Raw genomic sequence first — 22037 nt, forward strand, 5'->3', positions numbered from 1 at the left:
GAGGATATCGTCGCCGTTGCGACGTGGATCATGACCGACAATGCGCGCACGGCATCTGCCCGCGACGACTTCTTTAGAGCCTCGGCGATGCAACTCCTGACGGCTTTGATCGCCGACGTCTGCCTGTCAGGACACACCGATGAAAAAGACCAGACTTTGCGCCAGGTCCGCGCCAACCTGTCCGAACCCGAGCCAAAACTTCGAGCACGTTTGACGAAGATCTATGAAGGGTCGGATTCCGATTTCGTGAAGGAGAATGTCTCCGTCTTCGTCAACATGACGCCGGAGACATTTTCCGGTGTCTATGCCAATGCAGTCAAGGAAACACACTGGCTGTCCTATCCCAACTATGCCGGTCTGGTCTCCGGCGACAGTTTCTCGACCGACGATCTCGCAAACGGCGAGACGGACATCTTCATCGCGCTCGATCTGAAAGTGCTGGAAGCCCATCCGGGCTTCGCGCGCGTCGTCATCGGCTCGCTGCTGAACGCGATCTATAACCGCAAAGGCGACGTGAAGGATCGCACACTCTTCCTACTCGACGAGGTGGCTCGTCTTGGCTATCTGCGCATCCTCGAAACCGCGCGCGATGCAGGCCGCAAATACGGCATCACGCTGACGATGATCTTCCAGTCGCTCGGCCAGATGCGCGAGGCTTATGGCGGGCGTGATGCGACGAGCAAATGGTTCGAATCCGCGTCGTGGATTTCGTTCGCGGCGATCAACGATCCCGATACGGCCGACTACATCTCGAAGCGATGTGGCGACACCACGGTCGAGGTCGACCAGACCAATCGCTCGTCCGGAATGAAGGGATCGTCACGGTCGAGGTCGAAGCAACTCAACCGCCGGCCGTTGATCCTTCCGCATGAGGTGCTGCGCATGCGCGGCGACGAACAGATCGTCTTCACCTCGGGGAACGCACCGCTGCGATGCGGGCGCGCCGTCTGGTTCCGCCGCGAGGACATGAAGGCCTGTGTCGGAGAGAACCGCTTTCACAAAAACTCTTCCGGCACGCATGACCCGGCTGTGCGATAGATCGAGGACCCAACGGTGAGATATTGGGAAGCATGCGAAGCACAGGTGACAGTGGCCGAGGCGATCGATGAATGCCGCAAGCATGGCATCACGGCGGTGGTACGCGAAGCCGACGGCGCGCTGATCGACAAGGACAGTGGGGAAGTCATTGGCCTTCCCGACGACTACGGAGAGTTCTATGGCGGCGACATCCTCGGCTTCCTCGGATATTGATCGGCGTTCGTTTACGCTGATGGCTCGCGGTGTTCGCGGGAAGATCGTGACCCGAATGGGCGAAGACCACAGCGCTTCGTTCGCCTGGCGGATAGAGCTGAACGCCGCAGGCGGCCCGCTCCGAGATTTCAACGGAACTTCACGAAAATGAATCGGTCAGACCCCATCGATTCATATCTCTCGTTGGACGAAAATTGGCGGCCGAGCGATTATGCTGCCATGCTCACTCAACCCTATCAGCTCTATGTGGAACGCACGGACGAAGCGCGCAACATGGCCCGCTTCTACGCCATGACGATCGAGCCCAACCTGTTCGGCGAAATCTGCCTGACACGCCGATGGGGCCGGATTGGAGCCCAGGGCCAGATGAAGACCCAGCATTTTGCCAGAGAGCAAGATGCGGTCACTACCTTCCTGGATCTTCTCCGCCGCAAGCGAACCCGCGGATACCGGGTCACCCGTTCGGCAGCCCGTCATTGAAGGTCGGAGATCTCTCGCAGACACTGGCTAACATCCACACATCGACCACGATAAACAGGAGCATTCGACGTTTGGCATATTCGCATGGTCTCCGGCTTTTCTTCCGGAAAAAGAGAGGGCGGCGCAACCTCACTATGCGCGGCATAGTGCTCCGCACCATGTTCACGATCGCCCTCGCGGCCAGTGCTGCGTCGATGACACTGGCCGCACCGAATATAGCTGCGACAATGTTCGGGAAATGCACCGGCGGCCATCGGACCGCCTGCGTCGTTGATGGTGATACGCTGTGGATCGATGGCACGAAAGTCCGAATTGCCGACATAGACGCACCTGAGATCAGCGACCCCAATGCCCCTCGGAACTTGCTCTGGGAAACCGAGCGACCGAGCGATTGATCGAACTCGTCAACCAAGGTCGGTCCATTCGAAATTCGAGCATGGCCCGGTCGCGACACGGATCGCTATGGCCGAGCACTTCGGGTTCTCGTGCGAAATGGCCATAGCCTCGGCGATATCCTGGTCTCGGAAGGACTGGCCCAGACCTGGACAGGCCGTCGGGAACACTGGTGCTAGACGGCTCGGCCGGTTAAGGCCGAGCCGGTCGGCGCTCACTGGCGCCGTTCCCATTCGGTCTCGATATTGAACTCGACGTCTGCGAAAAACGGGATCTTGATAGCGATCTTCAGACCGAGCTTTCCCTTGCGGAAAAGGTGACAGACAATCTTTCCGAGGGTGCGAAGACGGCGGCCGGTGGCGGTAAGGAATTTTGCGAGCTGTTGCATCATGGATCTCCGGTTGATTGCGCTTCATTGCGGGGATGATGGGCGGACCGAGAAGGAGGGCTGCACCCGCAGGGCTGAAGTGGAGCGGAGGACCTGATGGCGACTGAATTTTGGTCCGCGAGGAGCCGGAGGCGGGGAAAATTCTGGCGTTATCAGGTTGCAGCCAGACGCTCGGGACGCACTATCCCTGATGTCAATGAAATGGGATCGACATGAGATCTGCGACAGCGTGTGATGAAGACGCGGTTTGACGCCGCCCCTCAGAACGGTGGCTCCGCATCGACGCGGCCGTCCAGCTCGGCTATCGCGACCGTCAGTTCGGCCTGTGCGAGATCGAGCTCGGCTTCGATCTGGCGGCGCTCGCAAGGCTCCAAAGCATTACGCAATTCCGCACGAAGTTCTTCGATCTGGCATTCGATTTCGTAGGTCATTGTCTGATCTCCTATGTGAAAGACGATCAGCGGCGCCGGAAAGGGAATGACGATGTCAGGGATCGCTGAAGCGACCGGCAGCGCCGGGGAGTGGGGGAGCCGATTTCGTGTTGGCGGCTCTGCTGCCAATTCGAAATTGGGGGCACCGCTCATCCTTGACGTCGGCAATCCCGTCGGCATCATCATCGGATACTGAGCAGGTTTTTCCTCCTCTCCGTATGGCACCCAAAAAAGCCGGACCTCGCTCGATGCGTGGTCCGGCTTGAAATCTCGGTTAGAGGAGAAGGCTCCGCCGGTGGCGGAGCCTTGTGATGTCAATCAGTCCCGGTTCGGGCGAGACCAGATGAGCTGGAGGCCATCTTCGCCTTCGACCTCGGCGAGCGTTGCGTAGATGGGGGCCGGGAAGCTCGGATCGTCAAGCTTGACCGAGAGGTAGTCGCGGCCCTCGCCCGAGGTCTTCTGCCAGGCGGCGCCCAGTTCGACGCTCCCTGCGTAGACGCGGAACTGTGGGCCCTTGTCGGAGGAGTTCTCGACCCGGACGATGCGGGCCTTGACGTTGAGTGCGAGAGTGCGGATGGAGCCGGTGAAGCCGTTTTCGGTGGAGGTGAAGGTGCCGATGGTTGCCATTGTCGTATTCCTTTTCTCAAGTTCGGGCCGCGCCCATCGCGGTCTCGATGGCTGTCGAACAGACCGGTGACGATCGGACCGCACCCAGCCGGGGTCCCCGGCGCGCCTGCGCGCTGGGGTGGCATTGGGCCGCAATGAAATGGAGGGCGGCAAGTCGCAGATTTGTTAGTGGGCGAGGAGGAAGGTGCAGCCTTCCGGGGTAAGAAATCTGAGGCTGCCGTTGCGGGAAGACGATCGAGGCGCAGCCGGTCTCCGGTCAGACATGCCTCATCGAGCCCGCAGACGGGTCGCCGAAAACTCTGACCGGAAGGGATATGGCAATGGCATTCGAAACGTCGCGCTTCCTCCCGAGGTATCCCGCCCTATCAGCCACTCGAAACTTGTCGTTACAATGGGGATCTCGAAGGAACGTTTCCACGGTATCGCGTTCCCACACGCTGAATTTCTCGACGTTCTGGGCACCGGCAAGGTTTTAGCCGGAGCTGTTGGGATTAATGTCCAGGCCGTCTCTTTCGTGACGGTATCGACCCCAGTCGAAAGTGCCGAAGCCGCTGTCGATGCCCAGCAGGGGCACGCTTCGACCGGAACGCCTATCCGGTCTTATCGAACAGGTGGTCACTTAGACCGAAATTGCTTCAAAAGCTCGTTGATTGCAGCACCAAGGCCCTACGGCAGGGAAAAATGGGCCAGTTTGTATGGACAAATTTGTCCATGACGCCTGGTTATACTCCAGCATCCTGCTTCCGCTGATCCTATATCACGATTGCTTACTACTTCAGTGGACATCACAGCCCACACCGCGACGGGTCTTGAATGTCCATACGTATGCCCCCATATGTCCATACGTGATCAGGGGCCTTGCCCTTTATTTCCAGTCATTTATGCCCGAAATACAGGTCACAAACAAGCCACAAGGAGGCCAATGTGACCGAAGAAGTTGAAAATAAGCCGGCCAATGAGGATACCGGCAAGAAGGACGATAAGGTCCTGATCAAGAAGTGGGGCAAAGAGGCGATCGACGTGGGATACACCGTCCTGCCGAAGGCCTTGCTTCAGGGCCAGGCGCGTCTGAAGATCAATGCCACGGATCTTGCCGTGCTGATCCACCTGATTGAGCATTGGTGGCGGCCCGACGAAATGCCTTGGCCGAAAAAAGCACGCATTGCCGAGCGGCTCGCCGTCACTCCCAAGACCGTTCAGCGCTCGATTGCCAGGCTCGAGGAAGAGGGCTTGTTGAAGCGGGTCAACCGTTTCAACAATGGCCGACGGGTATCGAACGAGTACGATCTCTCGCCCTTGGTCGAGCGAATCAAAGCAATTTCTCTGGACATGGCCAAGGCGAAGGAAGAGGCCAACCAGGCGAAGCGAAAGGCTGTCCGACCCGGTGCGCGCAAACGCACGCAGACTGCAGCTTGAGGGGTGCACAGAGATGAGTGTTGGTCTTTATGAATACATCTCGCTTGCCGTAGCGGTCGCCGCGCTCTTGGTCGCGATTTTACAGCTTCGATCGCGCTGAAGCCTCGGGAAGGGCCGACCAGGCGGCCCCTCGACAAGTCCGGATGCGCTGCCGCGCTCAAGCTGCAACCTTATCCGAAATCGTTTCACCCCTCTGAAGCCCGTGAAGATAGGCAACAGCGCGCTGCGCGTGCGCTGCCGCCTGGAAAATTGCCCGCTTATCGTTTGCCAGCACCGATAGCCACGACTGCAGATACGATGCATGATCCGGCCTCGGCTCAAGCTCCGGCGCGATACCGAAGTCAGCGCACAGGAAGCAACTGCCGAGTTCGGCAATAAGTTCTTCCCGCGCGCGCTCCGTCCGGTCCTTGGCATAGCGGGACAGGTCACGTCCGACGCGATGCGCTGCCGCTGTCCAGTGCGTCGCCTCATGACTGAGGACGGCCGCGTACCCGGCAGCATCGCGAAACGCCTCGAAGGGCGGCATCTGGATATAGTCCATGACCGGCGAATAGTAGGCTTGATTGCCGCCGTGCCGGATGACTGCGCCGGTATTGCGGAAAAAGCGATCGGCACTCTTGATCGGGTCGATCGGATCAAGGACCTTGGCCGGCGGCGCATAGTAGCCATCGGGCAAACCCTCGATCTGCTCCACGTTGAACACCGAATACGCCTTCAGGAACGGGATCTCCCGATCGACTTCGTTGCCGTTTCCGTCGGCTTCGGACTTGGTGAAACGGCTGGCGAAGACGACGGTCGAGCCGGTCTCGCCCTTGCGCACGGCCCCGCCCAGTTCGAGCGCCTGCTTGAAGGTCATCCACATCGACGAGACGAAGCCGCGCGACATCTGCTCAGACCACAAAAGAAGCACGTTCATGCCCGAGTAGGGAAGGCCATTGTGGCGCACCGGCCGGCTGATGCGACCATTGGTGTTGGCGGCGCTCCATGGCTTCATCCAGGGACGCACGCCCTGTTCGAGATCCTCGACAATTCGATCGGTGATCCGCGCATAGATGTCGACGCGATCGGTATCCGTTTTCCTGCTCATGACTTCTTTCTCCATTCTCAGGACAGCGCCTATCGCGGTCCGTCACGGAGGTCCGAAGTCAGGGGCCGATGGTGTGGCCATGCACCGAAGGCCGCAACAGCGTGGAGGACGGCAAGGCCGTTGCATGGACACCCGGCTCCTGCAGGACCGCCGAGCGGGACGGGCCGCGATAGGCGCGTCTCCAGTTTTCCTTTTCGGCATGAGAAAAGGCCGGCGCTGTAAGCACCGGCCTTGGACCAGGAAAAGAAGGCGGGGTGCAACCCCGCCAAATGAGTTATCCGAATGCAGCCATCTGAACTTCCGCCGCTTTGCGGTCGAGCGATGCGCCCGGGTTTTCGACCGGCCGGTCGAATGGTTTCCAGCTCTCGCCGACGACCTGTTCGTAAGACGCCACCGCGCCCTCGGCTGCCATGCGCAGCGCATGGGACTGGATACCCATGTCAGCCGCGAATTCTCGCTTTCGCTGGGCCGCGCTGTCATAGCCGACCGGACCGTCGAGATCCTCGTCGCGGGCATCGTTGGATGCCTTGGCCGTTGCGTCGCGCGCCTCGGTGACGGCGCGCGAGTAGAACTGCCCGGCGCCATGCGCCGATCCGACGAAGGCCCCGACGATACGCTGCAGATGGATTTGCATGGCCTTCTCGCCGAGCCCCTCGGACAGGCTGTCGGCGGTCTCGACGATCAGCCGCTCATGCAGGCTGCGGATGCCATCGCTATCGACAACAGTGGTGCCGAAGCTTTCGGCGATCTTGAGTGCCTGGGCGGTGTCTGGGCAGGAGAGGCGGACCATTTCGAGGGTTGCTACTTTGCGAAGTTGCGCAATCCGTGCGTTGGAGCGGTTATGAGTTGATGGCTTGGCCATGTCTGTTCCTTCCTTGGCTGCCGAAGCGGTTCCGGCCCGTGCCGGTCTGCCCTTCGATGCGGACGACCAGAACCGGCAAAGGACGGGCGGCTTCACAGGTCCGATCCGGCTGAACCAGCAGGGCAGGTTGGCGGGCCAGCAGGTTTTGACCTGCATGGGACCGCGAGCCTGCCCTCGCGCAGGGAGGCTGGGTCGGCCGCCACGCGGCGCGACAGCGGCCTTGAAACGCCCGGCCGCCGGTTCAGACCGCAGCGAACAAGAAGGGCAGTCCAGCACGGCCCGATTTCTGGCTCTAGCGGGAAGGAACAGACGCGGCCAAACCCGCCACGCGGACGACATCGAAGCCGGGCAAGTTCAGCACCAGCGGCTACGTTTCCGGGTCTGCCTATGTCGCCGGACGATGCAAAGGTCGATCGTTGCGATGCTGCAGTTCACCGATGACACTCTCTTGCATCGCCAGCCTGCGGTGGATCATGTCGAGTTCGACCCAACGCTCGAAGGTGAGGCGGTCGACGAGCTCCTGATGGCAAGTATGACGACCCGATCGGCGACGCGCTCGGCTCCGGGCTTTCACCGTCGTCGTCTGCCTTCCCGCGCGCGCTGTAATTTGCCGGGTGAGACATTCCAGATGCCGCTGGATCTCTCGCCGGTCGACGATTGCTTTTGCCAGTGGTTTCGAAGCGCGGACATTGATCATCGCCCATCCCCCGGTCGTCGGCGGCCGATGAAGGAGGACGGTCTGTCGCCGGACAAGCCGTCCGCACTGGTGGCAAACTCCACCCCCGAAATTTCGGGGGTGGGTGCTGCCATGTCCGACTGGGAGACGGCGGTCACGCTGCGTCCCTCTGATCGAAGCCGGCGTCGTCCTCTTCGTGGTCCGAAAGATCTGCATCCTCCAGATCGTCCTGATCCGCAGCCCCGTCGAAGTGCCCTTCCTGATCCTCGGCTGGGTCGTCAACATGATCGCCACCGTCGTCCTGCGAGGCCGCGCCGATGACATCCGTCCTAGAACTCGCCCGGATCCAGTCGAGCAACTCGTCTGCTGGTAGTGCGAAGCGCGCCGAAGCATGGACGAAGTGCTCGTTCGCGAAATGCTCGACGAGCGCTGCACGGGTTTCACGAACCTTGGGCCGAGGCTGCACGGATGCCTCGGCGCACGATGCTTCCAGTGCCTGGCGGGACAGGCATAGGAGGAACTCCTCCGAACCCATGTTCGGCAGGTATTCGTCGGCGCCGATAGCCTCGCCGGCGATGCGTGAGACCATACCGCTGTTCGACATGCCGCGGCGGCACGACAGAACGTCGATCAGCACCGAGCGAACGGCGACCCTAAGCGTGTCCTGATCGAAGGCGAGCTTGCCATGCTCACCGAACAGGGCGACGGCATGGCGCGAAAAGCGCTTGCCGCCGTAAAACGTCCCATCTGCACCGGAATCGACGCGGACGTTTTGCCCGGCGAAGGCGAGCACCATAAGAGCCATCAGCATGTCATCCTCGATCGGCGTCCGGCCGAGCGCATCATGCAGCGCGTCGGTGCGGAAATCCCCGATCATGTCATGACCCTTCTGGGTCACGTCGGGTCGAACCTTCGGGGAGGCAATCGCGTCGCCATCATCGCCGTCCGCCGTGGATCCGTCTCGACCGGCGCTCTTCGGCTTGGCCGCCTCGGGCATACGGTAATGGACCGTCTGAACCTTGCCATCGCGATCAAGATAGAGCGCCGTGTGGTCGGACTTGGAGGGCTTGCCGTAGACTTGCGCCGCCTTCTTCGGCAGCTCCGGCTGGCCCCAGCTATTGACCTCGACGATGGCGCCACGCTTGGGAAGGTTGGCGGTCATCCACTCATGCTGGGCGCCGAGAAAGCCTTCGACATTGGTTGTGTAGCGACCGTCCTGGTCGGCTGGCGCGAAGAGGTCTTCGACCCACTCGATCCCGTAGGCTTGAGCCAGATCGTCACCGAAGCTCGCGTCCCGGGCATACATACGCTTCTTCGTGAGCGCATTGGCGATCTGCCACCACGGAGCGGTGTCGCCCTTCTTCGGCTTGTGCGCTTTCCAGACTTCCTTCTGGTCGATCTGACCGGCGGCGGCGATGATCCGCAGCTGCTGCTCAGACGGCACGTCGCCCAGCGCCATCTGTTCAAGCATGGCCGGCAGGACATTGGCAAGCAGTCGCAGCTTGCGGATCTGGCGGACGGGAAGCGCGAGGGCGACCGCAATCGCTTCCTCGGTCCAACCGAGCGCAACGAGACGCTCGATGCCCCGCCACTGATCCACGGGGTTGAGCGCTTCGCGAACCGAGTTTTCGACCATCGAGCGCATGGCGCCATTGTCGTTGGCGGCATCCACGACAAGAATTTCGATCTCTTCCAGGCCGGCGGCGATGGCCAGTCGCACGCGACGATGTCCGGCGTCGATGATATAGCCATTCCCGCCATCGGTTTCGGGGGCAACAACCGGCGGCTGGACGATGCCGACGGCCTTGATCGTCGCCAACATCAACGCATCGGCCTGCGGCGACGACTTCGACTGACGCATCCGGTCAGGGTTTTCCTTCAGTGCACGCGGGTCAACCTTCATGATCTGCATGATGTCTTTCCTTTCGGGAGAGTTCCGGGCCGGCGCCTTGCCAGCCCTTCCTGTCTTCATCTTTTCTCGAAGACACCTCCCGGACCGCCGAGCGGCCGGACTGCGGCAACTGCGGCCGAGCATCCCTGCTGGGAAGTTCAAGCGGGGCTGCCAGCCCTGCGAAGAACAAGCGGCCGGGATGGCGCAGGCGGCGGTTGAGCGACAGCGTCGGCAGGAGGACCGATCTGCGACGGGTTCATCCCTCCCTCTTTTCAGTTCTCACTTATCAATTCGAAGCTTGGCGCGAAGATAATTGGATGCGGCAGCAGCCGTACGTCGCGAGGATCACCTAAGCTCGCCCCCCAAGAAGGGCCAGCGCGTCAGCCATCATACGCTTCAAGATGACTTTCCTGCTTTCCGGTGCGGCAGAAGCAGCTTTATGGATAGCAACGGTAGAAGGCGATGGATTGATGGTTTCGGAAGGTGAGACCGGAAGCGGCTGTTCGACCAGTGCGGCGACAACGACGTGCGTGACCGTTGTCTCATCCGATTTAACCGCGACAGTGACCTGTCCTCCGGAACGGAGGCGGTCGACGCCCGTTTGGGCGGCCTCCTGCTCGTCTTGAGCTTCGACAAGCGATGTCTGCGTCACGAGAAAAAACGGCATGTGTTCCCACGCGATGTTTGAGTGCAGATCTCATCCGCCAAGCGGGTGCGGTCAAGATGCAGTACCGGATTTGCGGTCGCCTCCGAAATAAAAAGGCGCTCGACCCGTGAGGGGAGCGCCTTCTTCTGTATCCCGGGACAATGTCAAACGCTGCGGCGATTGCAGCGAGCAGGACATCGTCTCATCGGGAAGTGATGCTCAGATATTGTTGACGAAGAGCAATTTCAAGTCGTGATCTGGGGTCAGAGCCGATCGTTGAGCCAGAGCCGCCGAGACTTCGGATGGGCAACGCGTCACGCGCGCTCGGCGCTCAAGAGCCGATCGGCAAAGTACCGCGATGGCGTGGTCCCAAGTGCCTTCTTGAACATGACGATGAAAGCCGTGGTGGAATCGTACCCTAAGTCGCCTGCTACCTGTTGGACTGTCGCACCGCCGGCAAGTTGCCGCAGGGCAATGACCAGATGTAGCTGACGCCGCCAACGGCCAAAGCTCAATCCCGTCTCTTGGACCATAAGCCGCTTCAACGTTCGCTCACTGATGGCGACATGCTCGGCCCATTCGCCGAGCGTGCGCCGGTCGCTCGGGTTTGCCAAAAGCGCCGCAGCGATCAAGGCAATCTTTGGATGGTCGGATACAGGTAGCTCCAGCCTCTCCCGCGGCATCAGGGCGAGCTCATCGAGCATGACCCGCATGAGGCGATCGACATGAGCGTCGGGCGCGTCCCTCTCCGATAAGTCCGCTATCCGGTGGATCATTTCCCGAAGCATTGGCGATACCGAAAGCGTGCAGCACTCATCCGGAAGCTCCGCCGCGCCAGGCTCGACAAACAAGTATGTCAGTCGAGCATTGGATGTGACCTGATTGCTGTGCGGAACGCCGCCGGGTACCCAAAGCCCACAGTCGGGTGGAACGACCCAGACCCCGCTTTTCGCTGTGCATGTCACCGCGCCATGGAGCGCCAGGATCAGTTGACCCTGCGGGTGCTGATGCTGATGCCCCTCGGCTTCATAATCGGCGAAGTCCACTCTGAACGCCATCGCCGGCCCATGCGAGAGGCTCAGATCTATGGCAGTGCTGCAGGTTGGCTTCATCAACGGTTGGCCTGATTTCGAGATCATATGGCATTATCTCCACTTTTGCCCACGAGGCAATCCTGTAAGAATCGGCTCAGCAAACTGTAGGAGATGAGCCATGCGCATTGCCGTGGTTGGGGCGACCGGCAGGATCGGCGCCAGACTGACCGAGAACCTCTTGGCCAAAGGCCATTCAGTCAAAGCTCTTTCGAGAGGAGGGCCCGCACTCGAAGCACTTGTCGCGAAAGGAGCAGAACCGTTTCTCGGTAGCTTCGACATGGGCGATGGCGACCTTTCCGGTTTCTTTGAAGACGCCGACGCGGCGTTCCTGATGGTCAAAACCCTTTGGGCGGCGGAGGATTTTCATGGGCACTACCCTGCGGTCGCGCTTCGGTTTTTCGACGCGCTTCGGGATTCGCCGGTGAAGCTTGCCGTGAGCCTGACCGCAATGGGATCCGAGCTCAGCGGAAATACCGGCCATTTTCAGGGCTTCCATATCCTGGACCAGATCCTCAACCGGTTACGCGACATCAATCTGGTGCACCTGCAGGGTGGCTGGTTCATGGAGGACCTGTCCAGGTGGAGCGACGCGATCGCGCGGCACGACAGGATCGGCTTTACACTTGCCCCCGATGTTAAAGCGCCTTGGGTTTCCATTCATGACCTCGCGGATTTCGCGGCAAAGGAGTTTGACACGCCGACTGACGAGCACCGATCCATAAAGCAACTGGGCATCGATTACACGATGACCGAGATCGCCGCGATTATCGGCCGAGCGCTCGGCAGAGAGGTGGATTACCGCTTCGTCGATCCGAGCGATCCCGAGGTCGAAACGGTATTCCGGGAGAAGTTCGGAACGCTCGATCGCTGGGTCTATGACAAGAATACCGCGGCGGCTCTTAACGATGGGCGGGTCAAGTTCCACGATTATCGTCCGGCGCTGACCACCACAATGGGAGACTTCGTCAAGGACAGCCTCAGACCGCTGATCGAGAAGGCGAGGACGGAAGGCCTCAAACCGGAGACCTTCCTGACGTGGAGCTCGCAAAGATAATGCTGCGTTAGATCTCGACGAAGAACAAAAAAATGGGCCTGCGAGAAACCGCGGCCCATGAAGTGTGGAGATCTAACCTCCAGAGGGGAACAGCTGCTGCGACGGAACTGGGAGGTGACCGCCATGTGCATCAGCTGAAGGCGTTATGCCTGATTTTTGACCACCACGAAAACATTTATTGTGCAACGCAGCTATGCAGCTGCCGGGACGGTCTCATTGTCCAAATTTGCCAGTTGAGCCTCGATTGCCCGCAGCTTCAGACGCTTTACCTCCAGGTCGTCTGCGAACGCGAAAGTGCCTCCGTCTCGGGAACGGTAGGAAACCAATCGCCGCTCGGCTTCTTCTAAACGCCGGCGATACTGGCGCTGTTCGTCGTCAAAGCCGCAGAGAGCGTGCTCCAGCCGTGAGATGGCGCCAAGCGGCGTGACCGTGATCGCCAGATCGATCTCGTAATCGGCGCCAGTGCACTGGAGGAGGGTCTCGTAACGATAGCCGTCACCCTTGCCGAGCCGCTCACCCTCATAGACGAGATCGAAACCGCCTATCGTCGCCAGATGAACCTCCTCCTCCTGTTGAAGCTGCAGCAGCGTGAGGATCTCCTTCATCAACGCCCGACCGCCTTCCTTGCGCTCTGCATATGCCTGGCCGAGCACCGTCATCGTGAAGGCATCGCCTAACGTCGACTGTCGCCGCGTGATATCCTGGCCGATCTCATCGATCCGCCGGGTTGAGACTTCGATCTCACGCTCCGCATCACGCATCTGCCGGCGGACGGCATACTGATCGTCTTCGTGCGCCGCGCGAAGACGATCAAGCCGGGCAATATCGGCTTCCAGGCCAGCCTTCTGCATAAGGCGCTCGTCGCCAGAGGCGATGGCCTTGGCCATGGCAAATTGGTTGGCAGCGCCTTCACCGATGTCTTCGAGCCGACGGATCGATGTGTCGCCGGACAGGGCCGCAGCGATAAACCGGGCCTTGCGCTCGTTGTTCTGCCACATCGAGGCGTCGAGCGAGCCTTCGGTAGCATAGGCGAAGATATCCACTTCCTCATGCTGATTGCCCTGGCGGACAATCCGGCCCTCGCGCTGCTCGATCTGCGACGGCAGCCACGGCACATCCAGGTGATGGAGCGCCTTTAGCCGAAGCTGGGCGTTGACGCCCGTGCCCATCGTCTCGGACGAACCGATCAGGAAACGGACCTTGCCGGCGCGGACATCTCCGAACAGCCGCTGCTTGGCTTCGGTCTTCTTGTAGTCCTGCATGAAGGCGATTTGCGACGCCGGCACGCCGAGCCGGATCAACTCGTCGCGGATAAAGCGGTAGGCCGAGAAGCCGCGGGACTTTTCGACATTAAGGGTGCCGAGATCGGAAAAGATCATCTGGGCAGCCCCTGGTAGATCAAAGTCTTTGCCGTCCGGGCGCCGATAGATCGCCTCGCCGGTATCCTTCCAGATCCCGTAGGCATTGCGGACGAGCAGATTGAGCTTGTTATTCTCCTCGTTGTCGGCCGCCGGCATGACGAAGCGCAGGTCGATCGCCGCATGGCGCCCATCAGTGATGACGGACAGCAGTATGTCGTCACCGGGCTTGGCGGGACCCTCGCGCTGCTCAATCGCCTTGATCCTGCTGCCGAGGGTCTGCTGATAGGTCTTGAACAGTGCCGTCGGCTTGGCAGTCACGATCTGCCGCCGGCCGGTCGAGATGTTGGGCACCTTCACGTATTCCCGCAGGTCATCCGGCATCACCACATCGGCAAACGAGCGGAACATGGCGATCAGCTCCGGCACGTTGACGAAGGAGGCAAAGCGGCTGACCGGCTTGTATTTTCCCGATGGCTGGATTTCGAGTTCGGTGGTCGTGTCGCCGAAGCACGATGCCCAGGCATCGAACTCGTGCAGCCCGCGTTCGGCAAGTGCTGCATACCCAAGCAGGCGCTGGATCGAAAACATCTCGCCGAGCGTGTTGGTGATAGGCGTTCCGGAGGCGAGCACCAGAGCGCGCCCGGGGTTCTTCGTTTCGATATAGCGGGATTTGACGTAGAGATCCCATGCCCGCTGCGAGCCGTTCGGGTCGATGCCCTTCAGCGTCGACATGTTGGTGGCGAAGGCGAGTTTTCGGAATTCCTGTGCCTCGTCGACGACGATCTGATCGACGCCGATTTCCGATATGGTCAGAAGATCGTCCTTGCGAGTGGCGAGGCCTTCAAGCCGTTCCTGCAAACCTTCTTTCAGCCGCTCCAGCCTCTTGCGAGAAACCCGGTCGTCGTTCTCGACCCTTGTCAAAAGATCCTCGTAGAGTTGCAGCTCGTCCTGGATCATCTGTTGCTCGAAAGCCGAGGGCACGGCGATGAAGCGAAACGCCGAGTGAGTAATGATGATCGCATCCCAGGTGGCGGTCGCGGCCCGCGAGAGGAAGCGTGCGCGCTTGTCCTTGGTGAAATTGGTCTCGTCGGCGACAAGGATGCGGGCGTTGGGGTAAAGCGCCAGAAATTCTCGCGCGGCCTGTGCCAGGCAATGGCCGGGCACGACAAGCATAGCTTTGGCGATTAGCCCGAGCCTCCGCTGTTCCATGATCGCCGCCGCCATCGTCATTGTCTTGCCGGCGCCGACGGCATGGGCGAGGTAGGTCGAGCCATCGGCGATGATCCGCCAGATGCCGCGCTTCTGATGCCCATACAAAGTAAAGGCGCCAGAGGCGCCGGGAAGTTTGAGATGGGAGCCGTCGAATTTCCGCGGCGCGATATTGTTGAAGCGGTCGTTGTAATCGCGGGCAAGCCGGTCGGTGCGATCGGGATCGGTCCACACCCAGTCCTGGAATGCCTGCTTGATCCTTTGCAGCTTGTCGCGCGCGGCTTCGGTATCGACGCCATTGAGAACCCGGTGCTCGCCATCGGCATCCTTGAAGGTGTCGAAGATCTGTGGCACCCGGCTGTTCAGTGCATCGGCGAGCAGTTCACCAGCATGGCGCCGGCTCGTGCCCCATTCGGACGTGCCGGCGGCGCTGTAGCCGAGCTGCCGAGCTTCCACGGTCCAGGACCCGAGCTCCGGCATATGGTGGATCCGGATATCAGCCTGCATCTTCTCTTTCACAAATGCCACGACATCGGCGGCCGGGATCCACGGGGCGCCGAGACGGGCAGTAATGTCGGAGGGTCGAAGATCGGCAGGCTGAACATCAGCCAAGGCGCGGACATTGCGCTCGTAGGCCGGATCAAGCTCGGCCGCTGCCTCTGCGGCGGCGAGCTTGGTGCGGACTGCCCCTGAAAGATAGGCATCGGCTGTCTGCCAGGATCCATCGACCGGGTCGCGAAACACCTCGTCGCCGAGATCGGCAATCACTGTGGACACGTCGAGATGCAGCAGTTCGGCGATGTGTTCGAGGTCGACATGGCCGCGTTCGTTGAGTACCACCGCCAGGGCATCAGCCGCATTGGTGATGACAGGCGGCATCGGCCGAGCGATCACACGGGTAGCGAATATCGGACCCGGCTTCGCCGTGTCGGTCTCCAGATCGTAGTCCTCGATCGAGGCGACCAGCCAACAATCGGGATCGTCGCGGAACGGTGCAAGGTTCGGCTGGCGATGTGTCTCCTTGACCTCGCCGGTCTCCGCATCTTTCTGGATCGATACATCAGTGTGATTGATCGGGCCGAAGTCGCGGACAAAGGATGACCAAGCGATGCGCAGCCGCACCTGGAGATCCTTCCACGCTCGGTCCAGTTCCTGGGCCTTCAGCACCTCGCGAACCGCGTCACGGATCGGGATCAGCTTCGAAATGATGCGGATATGCTTCTCTGACACCCCGTCGCCGGAGCGACCCTTGCGCATGGTGACCGGCACGGCCGAGCCGTCGAGCATCTGCATCAGACCCTTTGTCCGGTCGAGGAAGAAGCTCCCCTCGCGAATGGCCCTGTCCTTCGGCTGTAGATCAACGATCTCGCCGAGCTCATCCTCCAGATCGATATCGATGGGCGTCGGCTCGCCGTCATAGAGATCGGCCGGCAGGAGATCGATCGTAGCGGCGAGGACGGCTTCAAGATCCTCACCGTCGCGCGGCAAGCAGGTATAGGTCTCGCCAAATGGTCCCGACCTCAGCGCGTGGGTGCCGAGCACGAAGCCGCGGTGACGGGCGAACCAGCGATTGACACGGATGGCGCCTTCGTCCTCCGACGCGGGGCGAACCTCGTCAACATCGAGCCAAGTCTGATCCCCCTCCGGCTCAGCCGCCTTGCGTTTGCGGAAGAACAGGAGATCGACCACGACGTCCGTGCCGGCGTCACGGCGGAAGCTGCCTTCGGGAAGACGAATGGCGGCGATCAGATCGGCGGACTTGGCGATATGCTCGCGTGCGGTCGTATCGGCCTTGTCCATCGTGCCGTGCGAGGTGACGAAGGCGGCGAGCGCGCCCGGCTTCAGCAAGTCGATCGACCGAGCAATGAAGTAGTCGTGTAAACGAATGCCGAGCGACCGATAGGCGCGGTCCGAGCGGACGATGCGATCAGAAAAGGGCGGATTGCCGATAGCAAGATCGTAGATCGGCGCCAAATCAGTGCGAGCGAAGTCACCATTGATGATCCGGGCCTTCGGCTGAAGCAGGCGCGCGATGCGGGCTGTGACCGGATCGAGCTCGATCCCGGTCACATAAGCGGCGTCGCGGTAAGCCTCCGGCATTAACGCCGGGAACAGGCCCGTACCGATCCCCGGCTCCAGCACCCGGCCGCCGCGCCATCCAAGCCTCTGGATACCGCCCCAGATCGCCCGGATGATGAACTCCGGCGTAAAATGCGCATACTGGGTGCAGCGGGCCAAAGACGCATAGTCCGCTTCGGAGACCGCGGTTTCGAGCGAGGAGCCGAGCTCATCCCAGCCTTGTCGGAAATCCACCTCACCTGGCCGCCGGAACATGCCGTTGGCCAGCTCGCCGGCGCCAAAGCCGGTAAAACGGATCAACTGCGCCTGCTCTTTTGACGTCGCCGGCCGGTCCTGCTTGGAGATGTTATTGGCAACGAGGATCGCCGCGACATTGGCGCGGGCACGATCCTTCCAGGACGAAGGTAAGCCGCGGTCACCCTCGAGATAGAAGTTTGCCCGAAGCCTACCCGGGCGTGAGGGGGGCCGCGAGGGTACGGCCGCCCGCGGAGGTGCGGATGCCGGCGCTGGCGCCGGCGGCGTCGGATCTGGATCGTCATCGTTGGCTGGTTCGACAGCCGCCTCGGGCGCGAAGCTCCCAAAGGCCGTGACGCCGAGCCCAAGACCGGACGTGAGTGCGGTATTGCCGAACATGTCGAGCGCGAAAGGATCGTTGCTCATGATAAAATCTCCTAGTGAAAGCGCGCGTCATCGTTCCGCCAGGGCGATTGGCGGCGAAGGGACGCTGATTGACGGTGGGGATCCCGCTGCAGCGGGGACGTTACGACCACTCGATGATGAAGAGTTCCATCGAGTCCGCGTCAAATCTGATGCCGAGATGCCTGGCATTGGGGGTGGCGGCGATCATCGCCTCCAGCTGGTCGGCGTCGATGAAATCGACGCCGTCATCTCCCCCGAAGGTCTTGCGCTTGACCTCGAACCAGTCGTCGTTCGTGCGAGGATCGCATTCGAGCGCATAGGCGACGAAAGGCCTTTCGCCATTGGGCAATTTGCCATTCGAGCAAAGATAGACTCCGCGATCACCCACGAGCCATACACCCGGCTGTTCGTCGCGCCCGGGATGAAGACCGTAATGGGGATTGCGGTAGCCGCCGTTGGCCTCGGCGTCGGCGCGACCGCGGGCGATCACCGCCCGCACGGATTCAATCGGAAAGGAAAGCATGGTGCATCTCCTCACGCTGCGGCTGCCGCATCGGGAAGATGCCGCAGTTGGATGGGCAGTTTGCTGGCGATCTCATCGTCGGCCAGGTCGTCGAGCAATTTTGACCTGGCAGACCCAGCCTCGCTGTAGAGAGTAATGACGCGATGACCCGGCAAATAACGGGGGGAGTTTTCGTCGGAGTAGCCGCGATAGGCGTCCGCAGTGGCGCTCCAGATATGCTCAAGACGTTCCTCGCGCCTCATCGATCGCACAGGGCGCGTTTCCCTCTCGATGATCGCCAGGCGCATCTGTTCTACCGACCGACCGTCGGAGAGATCGCAATATCCGTGGAAGTGACGAATGACCCCGTCGATCCGTAGCGCGAAGAACACCGATGTGACAGATCCGGTCAGAAATTCGCGCATTGCGAACATCGAGCCCCGGATCCAAAGCGGCGGCAGAATCTCGAACATATAGTCGTGTTCGCGTTCGGTGATTTCGAACCATTCGCCAGCATAAAGCGCGCTCGTGTCACCGTCGAAGCGGTGAGGACGTTGTGCGTGCCGATCGAACAACCTGAACATCTGATGGCGGTCGGCGACGCCCTGGTAGACTTTGCGGATGGAGGAAAGGGTCATGATTGGCTCCTTCAGCCTTGTCCGGGCGAAGCGCGGCAGATCCTCTTGGTCGCCATCGTCTCTTCAGCCCTTCCTGACCCCTCCCCTCAAGCCGCCTCTCCGTCCGGGCGGGTCAAGGGCCGCTGGCAAGCGGGCGAAGCTTCACCCTTGACGCGGCCGGCGGGCATGCGGCAGGCCTCCTCTTCCTGCCCTCATTGTCCTTTCCTTCATTTCTTCGCCCCGCACTTTCAGCGCATCGTTCCAGTCCTCGGCCGGCGGCGTCAGTCGCAACCAGTCGCAGCCGACCTCATCGGCAATGTCACGGAGGCGGCCGGCGAAGGTTTCGCCCTGAGTATTGGCGTCGGTAGCCGCGACCAGAACAGTACCGGGACGCGCGGCCAGCTTTCGGACTGCCGCTTCTGTCGCCGGCGACCACCCACCGCCGGTGCTGAGATAGAGGCTGCTGTCACGCAGCCCCTCGAAAGCCGCAAGGCTCATGGCGTCGATCGCCGCTTCGGTGACGCAAATGCGCATGGCATCGGAAGAACCAAGGCGAAACAGAATCTTCGAGCCGCCTGCGGAAAACCCGCGCCAATTGGGACCGCGCTCCTCCCATCCGGTGACAGCGCCATCGTCCTTGACATGTGCGGCCCACATGCTGCCATAGGGTCCTTCCCGGAGGATATCCCTTTGGAGGGCTTCACGGATGATTGTTGCCGGAAGGCAGCGCTCGGTTCGCAGATAGCGCCAGGTCATCGACCCCTGCCACGGGCGACGTCGTTCTGCCCAGCGCTCCGGGACCGAAATACTATGAGCGAGGCTTCTGACCGGGCGAGACCAAACAGGATCCGTGGCGATGACGCCGACGAGGTTGGCCACCCGGTCGAGCGCTTCGACAAAGGTGACGCCGTCCAAATGCTCCGCGAGACCGAAGACGTCGCCCTTCGCGTCAGACAGCGGATCGAACCAACCCCGCCCCCCATGGATGACGATGACGATTTCCGCGCCGCGCCGATACTTCAAAGCTTTGCGAGTGCTTTCCTTGACGTCGATGGCAAAGCCAGCCTGTTCCAGCACGGCTGCGCACGGGACACGGTCCCGAAGTTCCTCCAGTTTCTGTTTCTCCATTATTTTGCCCGGCGCTCTTGACGCCGCCCTTCTCTCCAGATTCATTCCCCCGCAATTTGCGGGACCGTTTCCGGCGGCCGCGAAGAGCAAAGGGGGCAAGGGCGCGCCCTGGCAATCTGCTGATCTGCAGATCAACGCCCATCGTCGGTGCCAAGGCGCGGCGAAGCTTCCCTTGCCGCCTGCCGCTTGCAAGCGGCACCGAGGAGATGAAGGGTCTCAATGAGACCCGCCTGGAACGTATTCATGCACGATCTCAAGATCGTCTTCGTCATCGAGTTCGTCGCTCGGCAGAACGCCGAACTCGTCGCCGGACCTGAACAGCGTGACTGGAACCATCAGGGTGCGGGAAAGCTGGAAGGCGTGGTTCTGCGCAAGCGAAAGATCGGTGTTCATCGGAGGGCTCCATCTTTGGAGCGGGCCAATTCCCGCTCGATGGCTCCTCAAAAGGCACGGGCTCCGGGCGCGATCACCGCGACGCGAAGCGGAAGCGGCCGCAGCTTGCTAGCGGACCCTTTATGGGTTGATCGTGGAAGATCCGGAACCGGGCCAGGACGCCATCACAGAGAGCGGGATTGGGACGCTTTCATAGGCCGCCTCCGACAAACAATGATGATGCTGATGCGGATCTTGTCGTGGTCCGATACCTTGGCCGTTTGTTCAGCCTTCCATCAGGTCCGAGGATGCCTCCTCCGGTTGGGTGCGATGTCTTACGTGATTTGACGACAGCTCGACTTCTCGTGTGACCATGATCGAGAACCCCTGGAGCCATCTTGTTACCTCGGTGATTAATCGAAAGGTCTGGTGCGCACCTTGGTGATTGGCATCGCGTGCTGACAATTCCGGTATCGACAGGAAGAAGCCGCCATCAAAGCAGCAGCGGCGCCTCGGGCGTGGCCTTCTTTTTCGCCCATAGCTCGCTTGTCCGCTCCATCGTCACCAACTCGGGCGGAAATGTCCGCTTCTGGAATGCGAGCGCATCATCGAAGCTACCGTGAAGCCACTGTTCGTACTCATCTGGATGTAGCAGGACAGGCATCCGATTGTGCACGGGCTGGATCGCCTCGTTGGCATCCGTCATGACACCGGAGTAAACTGGACCCCACTCGTCGCTGATACGCCACAGCCCTGCCCAGGCGAACACCGGCTGGTCCTTCAGGGAAAACCAGGTGCGGGTCATCCTGCCCTTCTCGCCTTCTGCTTCGGCAAAACCCGTCACGGGGATCAAGCATCGCCATTGAGGTTTACGTGCCAAGCCAATCCACATGCCTTTCGCGAGGTCTGCTATATTGTTGACCGGCTTTGGCTTGGCTTCTGGTTTCATGCCTTTAAGGCGGAGGGGAAAGCCCCACACCATCGAGCGGAGCTCGCGAACACCTTCATTCTCCGTCACCACCATCCCGGGCGTGCCCGGATAGACTTCCTCGGGAGCGTTGGTTTGCATCGGGTTCGGCACGCGAAAGTGCGCGGCCACTTCCGCGGCGGAAAGACGGACGGTGTACAAGTTGCACATATGGCAGTCCTTTCTACAGGAAACCTTGGCTACATAAGCATGTTGTCCCGGCGCGGTGAAGCCTTGGAGGGCGAAACGCCGCTTTGCCAGCGATCACGCGTATGCAGGATTTCGAAGTCATCCGACGGCGGTGGCTCGCGGAACTGGAATGCGATGACGTCCTCGATCGAACCGTGAAGCCAGCGGTCGTACTCCTCCGGCTTGAGCAAAACAGGCATGCGGTCGTTGAACGGTCTGATCTTCTCATTGGCGGTCATGGTCATGCCGGCAAACACGGGGCCGAAGTCGGGAGTGTTCTTGCAGAACCCCGCCCAGGCCATCAAAGGTTGGCGGTTCTTCGAGAACCATGATCTGGTTTTTGCCCCTTTGACACCGTCGGGGTTGGCAAAATGGGTGAGCGGGATCAGACAGCGATATTTGGGGTCAACGACGATCCGGTCCCAGAGCGGATTGGTGAGGTCGGCAACGAGGCCGATGCGGCTCGGCGGCTCGCCTTCACGCCGCATGTCGCGTGTCTGTCGTGGGAAGCCCCATGGGATCGACTTCAGCAGCCTCAATCCATCTTTCTCAAGGACGATCAGTCCCGGGGTGCCTTCGACGGTCTCACTCGGCACCTCAAGCGCCGGCGCCATGTCGACCGCGAAATGGGCGACAATCTCCTCCAGGCTTTGGGTGACTGCAAACAGGCGCGACACA

Annotated in this window: 23 protein-coding genes; 7 read left to right on the top strand and 16 right to left on the bottom strand. The window is 60.8% G+C overall.

The genetic code is table 11. The features are described from left to right. From QE432_RS09375 to QE432_RS09390, 4 genes are all read left to right on the top strand, one after another. Positions 1 to 1038: type IV secretory system conjugative DNA transfer family protein (locus tag QE432_RS09375; RefSeq protein ID WP_306623963.1), on the top strand; the 1038-nt coding region annotated here is incomplete at its 5' end. Between the two features lie 15 nt (positions 1039 to 1053). Further along, the gene (locus QE432_RS09380) at positions 1054 to 1251 is read left to right on the top strand and encodes a hypothetical protein (protein ID WP_112497104.1); all 198 of its coding nucleotides are present in this window, start codon (positions 1054 to 1056) and stop codon (positions 1249 to 1251) included. A 147-nt stretch (positions 1252 to 1398) separates the two neighbouring features. Further along, positions 1399 to 1731: a WGR domain-containing protein gene (locus tag QE432_RS09385; RefSeq protein ID WP_112497105.1), complete on the top strand. Its 333-nt coding sequence runs from the start codon at positions 1399 to 1401 to the stop codon at positions 1729 to 1731. A gap of 158 nt (positions 1732 to 1889) precedes the next feature. Further along, the gene (locus tag QE432_RS09390; protein WP_306623965.1) at positions 1890 to 2126 is read left to right on the top strand and encodes a hypothetical protein; all 237 of its coding nucleotides are present in this window, start codon (positions 1890 to 1892) and stop codon (positions 2124 to 2126) included. 212 nt (positions 2127 to 2338) lie between these two features. Here the strand turns inward: QE432_RS09390 and QE432_RS09395 are convergent, their stop codons facing one another. Then, positions 2339 to 2512, bottom strand: coding sequence for a hypothetical protein (locus QE432_RS09395; protein WP_168293341.1), 174 nt, complete (start codon positions 2510 to 2512; stop codon positions 2339 to 2341). A 260-nt stretch (positions 2513 to 2772) separates the two neighbouring features. Then, positions 2773 to 2943, bottom strand: coding sequence for a hypothetical protein (locus tag QE432_RS09400; RefSeq protein WP_165418274.1), 171 nt, complete (start codon positions 2941 to 2943; stop codon positions 2773 to 2775). A 46-nt stretch (positions 2944 to 2989) separates the two neighbouring features. Here QE432_RS09400 and QE432_RS09405 point away from each other — a divergent pair, with 46 nt between their 5' ends. Next, positions 2990 to 3139 carry a hypothetical protein gene (locus QE432_RS09405; protein ID WP_162716360.1) on the top strand — a complete coding sequence of 50 codons (150 nt, stop codon included), beginning with the start codon at positions 2990 to 2992 and terminating at the stop codon, positions 3137 to 3139. A gap of 122 nt (positions 3140 to 3261) precedes the next feature. Here the strand turns inward: QE432_RS09405 and QE432_RS09410 are convergent, their stop codons facing one another. Beyond that, complete coding sequence (locus QE432_RS09410) at positions 3262 to 3570, bottom strand: DUF736 domain-containing protein (RefSeq protein ID WP_112392071.1); 309 nt, start codon at positions 3568 to 3570, stop codon at positions 3262 to 3264. A 924-nt stretch (positions 3571 to 4494) separates the two neighbouring features. Between QE432_RS09410 and QE432_RS09415 the strand changes: the two genes are divergently transcribed. Further along, complete coding sequence (locus tag QE432_RS09415) at positions 4495 to 4986, top strand: helix-turn-helix domain-containing protein (RefSeq protein WP_162705239.1); 492 nt, start codon at positions 4495 to 4497, stop codon at positions 4984 to 4986. Positions 4987 to 5143: 157 nt separating this feature from the next. Here the strand turns inward: QE432_RS09415 and QE432_RS09420 are convergent, their stop codons facing one another. The 6 genes from QE432_RS09420 to QE432_RS09445 form a co-directional block, all read right to left on the bottom strand. Beyond that, positions 5144 to 6073 (bottom strand): ArdC family protein, encoded by a 930-nt coding sequence (locus QE432_RS09420; protein WP_112497020.1) that lies wholly within the window; start codon positions 6071 to 6073, stop codon positions 5144 to 5146. 274 nt (positions 6074 to 6347) lie between these two features. Further along, positions 6348 to 6935 carry a hypothetical protein gene (locus QE432_RS09425; protein WP_112392083.1) on the bottom strand — a complete coding sequence of 196 codons (588 nt, stop codon included), beginning with the start codon at positions 6933 to 6935 and terminating at the stop codon, positions 6348 to 6350. A gap of 385 nt (positions 6936 to 7320) precedes the next feature. After that, on the bottom strand, positions 7321 to 7632 hold the full coding sequence (locus QE432_RS09430; protein ID WP_112497021.1) for a hypothetical protein: 312 nt from the start codon (positions 7630 to 7632) through the stop codon (positions 7321 to 7323). A gap of 133 nt (positions 7633 to 7765) precedes the next feature. Then, on the bottom strand, positions 7766 to 9523 hold the full coding sequence (locus tag QE432_RS09435) for a ParB N-terminal domain-containing protein (RefSeq protein ID WP_306623969.1): 1758 nt from the start codon (positions 9521 to 9523) through the stop codon (positions 7766 to 7768). A 328-nt stretch (positions 9524 to 9851) separates the two neighbouring features. Further along, the gene (locus QE432_RS09440) at positions 9852 to 10169 is read right to left on the bottom strand and encodes a hypothetical protein (protein ID WP_112497023.1); all 318 of its coding nucleotides are present in this window, start codon (positions 10167 to 10169) and stop codon (positions 9852 to 9854) included. A gap of 293 nt (positions 10170 to 10462) precedes the next feature. Beyond that, the gene (locus QE432_RS09445; protein WP_306623971.1) at positions 10463 to 11287 is read right to left on the bottom strand and encodes an AraC family transcriptional regulator; all 825 of its coding nucleotides are present in this window, start codon (positions 11285 to 11287) and stop codon (positions 10463 to 10465) included. A 73-nt stretch (positions 11288 to 11360) separates the two neighbouring features. Between QE432_RS09445 and QE432_RS09450 the strand changes: the two genes are divergently transcribed. Next, on the top strand, positions 11361 to 12296 hold the full coding sequence (locus tag QE432_RS09450) for an NmrA family NAD(P)-binding protein (protein ID WP_306623973.1): 936 nt from the start codon (positions 11361 to 11363) through the stop codon (positions 12294 to 12296). Positions 12297 to 12487: 191 nt separating this feature from the next. Here the strand turns inward: QE432_RS09450 and QE432_RS09455 are convergent, their stop codons facing one another. The 7 genes from QE432_RS09455 to QE432_RS09485 all read right to left on the bottom strand — a co-directional run bounded on the left by QE432_RS09455 (position 12488) and on the right by QE432_RS09485 (position 22036). Next, on the bottom strand, positions 12488 to 17605 hold the full coding sequence (locus tag QE432_RS09455; protein ID WP_306623975.1) for a DEAD/DEAH box helicase family protein: 5118 nt from the start codon (positions 17603 to 17605) through the stop codon (positions 12488 to 12490). Between the two features lie 100 nt (positions 17606 to 17705). Next, entirely contained in the window at positions 17706 to 18107 is a 402-nt protein-coding gene (locus tag QE432_RS09460; RefSeq protein WP_168293333.1) for a DUF3085 domain-containing protein, read from the bottom strand. 11 nt (positions 18108 to 18118) lie between these two features. Then, on the bottom strand, positions 18119 to 18724 hold the full coding sequence (locus QE432_RS09465) for a DUF1419 domain-containing protein (RefSeq protein ID WP_112497027.1): 606 nt from the start codon (positions 18722 to 18724) through the stop codon (positions 18119 to 18121). Positions 18725 to 18865: 141 nt separating this feature from the next. After that, positions 18866 to 19831, bottom strand: a complete 966-nt coding sequence (locus QE432_RS09470; RefSeq protein ID WP_112392081.1) for a DUF3991 and toprim domain-containing protein — start codon at positions 19829 to 19831, stop codon at positions 18866 to 18868. A 216-nt stretch (positions 19832 to 20047) separates the two neighbouring features. Continuing rightward, complete coding sequence (locus tag QE432_RS09475; RefSeq protein WP_165422072.1) at positions 20048 to 20224, bottom strand: hypothetical protein; 177 nt, start codon at positions 20222 to 20224, stop codon at positions 20048 to 20050. A gap of 472 nt (positions 20225 to 20696) precedes the next feature. Further along, entirely contained in the window at positions 20697 to 21341 is a 645-nt protein-coding gene (locus QE432_RS09480; protein ID WP_112497028.1) for an SOS response-associated peptidase, read from the bottom strand. Positions 21342 to 21370: 29 nt separating this feature from the next. Further along, positions 21371 to 22036, bottom strand: coding sequence for an SOS response-associated peptidase family protein (locus tag QE432_RS09485; RefSeq protein ID WP_112497029.1), 666 nt, complete (start codon positions 22034 to 22036; stop codon positions 21371 to 21373). Position 22037 lies beyond the last annotated feature (1 nt).

It is taken from the genome of Agrobacterium sp. SORGH_AS_0745, from assembly GCF_030818995.1.
Classification (GTDB): Bacteria; Pseudomonadota; Alphaproteobacteria; order Rhizobiales; family Rhizobiaceae; genus Agrobacterium; species Agrobacterium tumefaciens.